The sequence below is a fragment of the Luteitalea sp. genome (genome assembly GCF_022842525.1).
Taxonomy (GTDB): Bacteria; Acidobacteriota; Vicinamibacteria; order Vicinamibacterales; family Vicinamibacteraceae; genus Luteitalea.
This window is the reverse complement of sequence record NZ_JALHPM010000271.1, coordinates 1-6,287: the sequence shown is the minus strand read 5'-3', so window position 1 is coordinate 6,287 and position 6,287 is coordinate 1. Positions and strand designations below refer to the sequence as shown.

Sequence of the window (6,287 nt, the reverse complement as noted above, 5' to 3'; positions counted from 1 at the left end):
CACGGCGCTCGGCTGGGAAGAGCTCGCCGGCAGCAGCACCGGCGGCGGCATCAGCGCGAGCAATGCCCCGGCCTACGCCCCGAGCGTGGCGGTCGGGGCCGACGGCACGATCTACGTCGCCTGGACGCAGGTGCACGCCGGCGGGCGCGACATCCACGTCGCGCGCTTCGACGCCACGCTGAACGGCGGCGCCGGCGGCTGGGTGGCCCTCGGCGGATCGCTCGCGGGCGGCGGCATCTCCGGCACGGGCGCCGCGACCGACGCGAAGATCCTCGCGACGAGTGCCGGCCCGGTCGTTGCGTGGCTCGATGCGTCGAGCGGCACGACACAGGTCTACGTGAAGCGCTTCGACGGCGCGGCCTGGCAGTCGCTCGGCGCGGGTGCGGCGAGCGGGACGGGCGTCTCGAATCACGCGGGCGGCGGCCTCGTCGGCGACCTCGCGGCCGTCACCGACGGCACTCGCGTCGCCCTCGCCTGGGCCGTCGAGGGCTCGAACGGCGTGCGCCAGATCTTCCTCACCGAGTACTCGGCGGGGGTCTGGGCGGGACGCGGCACTTCGGCCTCCGGCACGGGCGTGAGCGGCGCGATCGACGCGAGCCTGGCCGGCAGCCTGAGCTACAACGCGCAGCCCACGCTCGCCTATCACGGCGGCGACCTGTTCGTCGCGTGGCAGGCGTTCTCCGACCAGGGGGCGGCCGTCGTGGCCGTGCAGTATCAGGGCGCCAGCGCCGTCACGCGGCTCGTGAACGGCGTGCCGGATCGTCCCGCGCAGCCGGTGCTCACCACCGGCGGCGGCGACCTGCAGCTCCTGTGGGTGCGCACGCCGCTCGCGAGCGGCCCCGCGAACCTCTACGCGATGGCCTGGAACGGCAGCCAGTTCGTCGAGGAGCTGCCGGCCGAGGCGTCGCCCCAGGGCATCAGTCCGACGACGCTCGCCGCGCAGTCGCTCGCCGCTGCGACCGACTCCTCCGGCCGCGTGCTCGTGGTCTGGCAGGACGTGTTCGCCGGCCGGCCGGAGATCTACGCGCGCGGTGAGGGCATCGAGGTCGGCACGGTGTATCGCGCGAACGCGCAGTCGGTGCAGGCCATTCTGGACGGCAACGATCTCGGCGCGGGCGACGTCATCGTCGTCGAGGGTGCCCACGCGGGCTTCAGCGTCGCGGCACAGGACGCGGGCGTGACGATCTACGGCGCGCCGGGGGCGACGATCGCGGGCGACGTCACGATCGCCGCAGGCGCGGCGAACGTCACCGTGCAGCGCCTCGCCATCGCCGGCAAGGTCGGCGTGGACGGCGCGAACGGGTTCACCCTGAGCGAGTCGACGGTGAGCGGCGGCGTGGTCCTAGACGGCGGCAGCGGCGCCCGGGTGGTCTACAACCGCATCTCCAGCACGGGCACCGGCGTCGCCCTCGTCGGCAGCGTGAGCGGCGCTGTCGTCGAGCGCAACGGCGTGACGGCGAGCACCAACGGCATCAACATCACCGGCAGGCTGATCACGCCGACGCTCGGCGGCACGGGCCTGCGCATCGCGCACAACGACGTGCACGGTGCCACGACGGGCCTGCGGATCGGCGCAGCCGCGACCGGCACGATCGAGCACAACGACTTCTCGTCCGCCGGCACGGTGCTCAACATCGATGCGGCGTTCACCGGCGGCATCACCGACAACACGATCCACGGCGGTACGGTGGGCGTGCGCTACGCGGTGGGGGCTGCGCTCGCCGGCAACGAGATCTTCGGCAACGCCACCGGCGTGCAGCACCTCGTGACCGACCCGGCCCAGGGACTGGGCTTCGTCACGACGGGGCTCGCGGAGGGCCGGCAGGCGCGCAACGACATCCACGGCAACAGCTCGGTGGGTGTCGCGCTCTCCGGCGGCCGCATGCAGGGCCAGCTCGTGCGCGACAACACCGTCGGCGTGAACGGCTCGGGCACGCTCGGCGGCCCTTCGCTCGCACTCGGCAACGACATCGACGGCAACGGCACGGGGGTGGCCGGCTTCACCGGCACCATCCAGTTCAACCGCTTCGGCGGCAACGGCACGGCGATCGTCGCCACGTCCGAGCAGCGCATCCTGCACAACGTCTTCCACCGCAACGCGACCCATGGCGTTCTGGTGAGCGGCAGGAACGACGTGCGCATCTTCAACAACACGTTCTTCGCCCCGACCGGCGACAACGTGCGCATCCAGTCCTCGTCCTCCGAGGTCGAGCTGCGCAACAACGTGATGTGGGCGCAGTCCGGCTACGACATCTACGTCGCCAACGACTCGCAGAGCGGCTTCTTCAGCGACTACAACAACCTCTACGCCACGGGCGACGGGCGCGTCGGGTACTGGACGAAGGACTTCGTCGACGTGCTCGACTGGCAGGCCGACATCGCGAAGTTCGACCTGCACTCGATCGGCGCGACGGTGGTGAACCCCGACTGGGCGCGCCCGGCCTTCGCCGACCTCGCGCGCGACGACTACACGATCCTGCCGCCGGTGGCGCAGCTGCGGCACGCCAGCCCCACGGTGGATGCGGGTGACGCGCGCGCCGACAACGGCGTGCCGCCCGGGTACGTCAACCGGCTCGCCAACGCCGGTTTCGAATCCGATCTCGCCGGCTGGGTGGTCAACCCGGGGGCCGCGGTGCGCACCGCGAGCCCCGTCGCCTACGAAGGCAGCCGGTACTTCAGCGCAGGCAACATCGAGGAGGGCTTCGCCGCGCAGACGGTGGATCTCCTCGCCGCCGGCTACAGCCCGGCGCAGCTCGATGCGCAGGATCTGGAGGTGGTCTTCGGCGGCCGGCTGCGCAGCGCGGCCGAGGCGGCGGTCGATCGCGGCGAAGTCCGTGTGACCTTCATCGGGGCCGATCTGGGCGTGCTCGGCACGACCAACGTCGTGGCGGACGATCCCTCCGACCGCTGGTCGCTCGTCGGCGGCCGCGCCGACATCCCGGTGGGCACCCGCTCGGTGCGCTTCGAGTTCCGCGCCTACCGCGACACCGGCAGCTCCAACGATGCGTGGCTCGACCAGGCCTTCCTCTACGTGCGTGCCGAGTCCGAGGGCGCCGACCAGGGCGCGTTCGGCTTCGAGTCCACCGACCTCGGTCTGGCCGGTGCGCCGCGCATCGCGCTGCGCTTCCCGGATCTCTACACCGACTGGGAGAAGGACCGGCCGCTCGACATCCGCTGGGAGACCTTCGGCAACGCCGGCGAATCGCCGGTGCGCATCGACCTGCTGCAGGACACCGCCGACGGCCCGGCGCTCGTCGCGACGATCGCCGCGTCGACGCCCGACGACGGCCTCTACACGTGGATTCCGTCCTCCAGCCCGGCGAACGTCGATTTCGGCACCTACGGCCTGCGCATCCAGGTGTCGCTGGTGGCGAACCCGGCGGTGATCGACCGCAGCCAGGAAACCTTCACCGTCCCCGAGGACGGCGCCGACTACTGGGTGGACGACCGCAGCAACGTCGGCGATGAATACACGCCCGACGCGATCGGCGACAACCGCAACACCGGCAAGCTCGCGACGGCGCCCAAGCCCAACCCGGTCAACCTGTTCCGGGTGTACGAGCTCTCGGCCGGCGACACGGTACACGTCGACACGGGCAACTACCCGTTGATCGACCCGCTCAAGCTCTCGGGCACGACCGACTACGGCCTGGGGCGCGACGAGGGCTTCATCATCACCGGCCCCACCGACGTCGCGAAGGTCGCCGCCCTGTTCCCGGCGATCCCCGGCAACCGCACGAGCGCACTGATCGAGCTCGTCGACGCCGACTTCGTCAACGTGAGCCACCTCACGCTGCGCGAGGCCCAGCGCGGCATCCACGTCCACACCGGCAGCGACAACTTCTCCGGCACGCGGCTGACCGCCTTCGGGCATGCGTCCGACGGCATGCGGATCGACACCAACAATCCGCTCTGGGACATCTCCCATCTCACCGCCTACGCCAACGGCGGATACGGCATCTGGCTCGACGGCCCGCTGGGCGACGTGAGCAACGTGCTGGCCCACGGCAACACCCAGAGCGGCGTGTACATCCAGGGCACCACCGCGGTCAGCTTCACCGACAGCCTGGTCTACGGCAACGGCCGTTACGGCATCGAGCTCTCCGGCGTGAGCGGGGCCCGGGTCGAGGCGAACGAGGCCTACGGCAACCAGTACGGCATCGTCGTCAGCGGCAGCTCGACGCAGACCATCATCGGGAACACCGACCTCAGCCTGGGGCGCGGCAATCGGGTCTACGACAACACCATCGCCGGCATCAGCGCGTCCAACAACGTCCTCGTGGTCGGCAACACCGTGTGGGGTCACGTCGGCGTCAACGACTTCGGCATCGGCGTGAGCAGCAATTCGTCGGCCTGGGACAACGTCGTCTACGGCAACTACACCGGCATCACCGCGAGCAGCACCGGGTCGGTGAACCGCAACCGGGTGTACGCCAACACGAGCTGGGGCATCGTCGCGAGCAGCGTCGACCTCTCCGGCAACGTCGTGTACTCGAACGCCCAGGGCGTGCGGTGGAGCGGCGGCGGCCACACGTTCCGCAACAACCTGGTGTACGACAACGCGACGCAGGCGCTGGACCTGTGGGGCTCGAACCTCACCGTGGCGAACAACACGCTGCAGCAGTCCGACGGCGACCTGGTGAGGCTCTACAACGGCAGCACGAACGCGAACTTCCGCAACAACTTCTTCTGGGCCGACGACGGCCTGGGGCTCGTCGTCGATTCCAACAGCCAGCTCGGCTTCCAGTCCGACTACAACATCTTCCGCCTCACCGGGACGGGTCAGGCCGGCCAGTGGCAAGGCGTCGTGCGGCCCACGTTCAACGCCTGGCGTGCCGCGACGTTCACCGACGCGAACAGCCTCGCGCTCGATCCGCAGTTCGTCGACCCGGACGGCGCCGACGGCGTGCTCGGCTACGCGAGCCTCGCGCAGGACGGCCGCGACGACGATTTCCACCTGCAGAGCCGCTACGGCAGCTTCCACGGCGGGTCGCTCGCGCCGGTGCGCAACGCGATCTCCGGGCTGCCGATGCTGCTGCCCGGCGTGCTGGCGCTCGACGCGAACCAGTCGGCGGGCATCGACCGGGGCAATCCGTCCGATGCGTTCGCCAACGAGCCGGCGCCCAACGGCGGCTACGTCAACATCGGCGCTTACGGCAATACCGCGCAGGCGTCGAAGAGCCCGGCGCAGTACGTGCTGGTGCTGAAGGCCAACGGCGGCGAGACGGTGTCGCAGGGCGCCGTCTACGAGGTGCAATGGCGGGCGGCCGGGTTCGCGGGGACGGTCGATCTCTCCTGGTCGAGCGACGGCGGCGCGACGTGGAACACGCTCTCGAACGCCGAGGCGAACGACGGCAGGTACGACTGGAACGTCGATGCGGCGACCTTCGCGGCGGGTACGAATTACCTGCTGCGCGCGGCTTCGACCGACACGCCGGCGATCTTCGACACGTCCGACCGCGCCTTCACCGTCTCCCTGCCGATCCGCTTCTATTACGTCAACGACGGCTCGACGCTCGGCGACCAGTACGCCACCGCCATCGGCGACGACGCGAACGACGGTCTCGACCCGTCGCGGCCGAAGGCGAGCATCCGGTCCGTCCTCGACACCTACGACCTCAACCTGGGCGACGTCGTCCTCGTCGACGTGGGCAGCTACCTGCTCACGACCAACATCAACATCGCCGCGCAGGATTCCGGCGTCACCATCCAGGGACCGACCGCGGACGGCGCGCGCGCCGTCCTGAACCGCGGCAACACGAGCTCCAGCAGCTACGTGTTCCAGTTCAGCAACGCCGACCGGGTCACCCTCGCGAACCTCGCGATCACCGGGGCGTACTACGGCGTCTTTGCGGCGAGCGGCGCCGATGCCGACCTGCTCACCGTGCGCGACAGCGAGATCTACGGCAACGCGAACATCGGCGTGTACATCACGACCGGGAACGACGACGTCACGATCGAAGGCAACGTCGTCTACCGCAACGCATCGACCGGCATCTACGTGAACGGGCTGGAGCAGGGCCGCGTGCTGGCGAACCACGTCTGGGGCAACGCCTCCGCCGGGATCGACGTGAACGGGTCGAGCGCCGCGGGCGCGCGCGTCGACGTGCTGGGCAACGTGGTGCACGACAACTCCTCGACCGGGATCGCCGTCACCTACGGAGTGCGGGTCGCGGAGAACGTGGTGTACGGGCATTCGGGCAGCGGTCAGTACGGGATCACGGCGTACTACGGCAACGCGAACACGCTGGTGGAGGACAACGAGATCTACGGAAACTTCCACGGTC

General features: G+C 70.1%; 1 protein-coding gene. It reads left to right on the top strand.

Features of this window, described 5'->3' with window-relative positions; genetic code table 11:
- A partial coding sequence (locus tag Q0C41_RS28950) for a right-handed parallel beta-helix repeat-containing protein (protein WP_291990075.1) occupies positions 1-6,287 on the top strand: 6,287 nt, incomplete at both ends.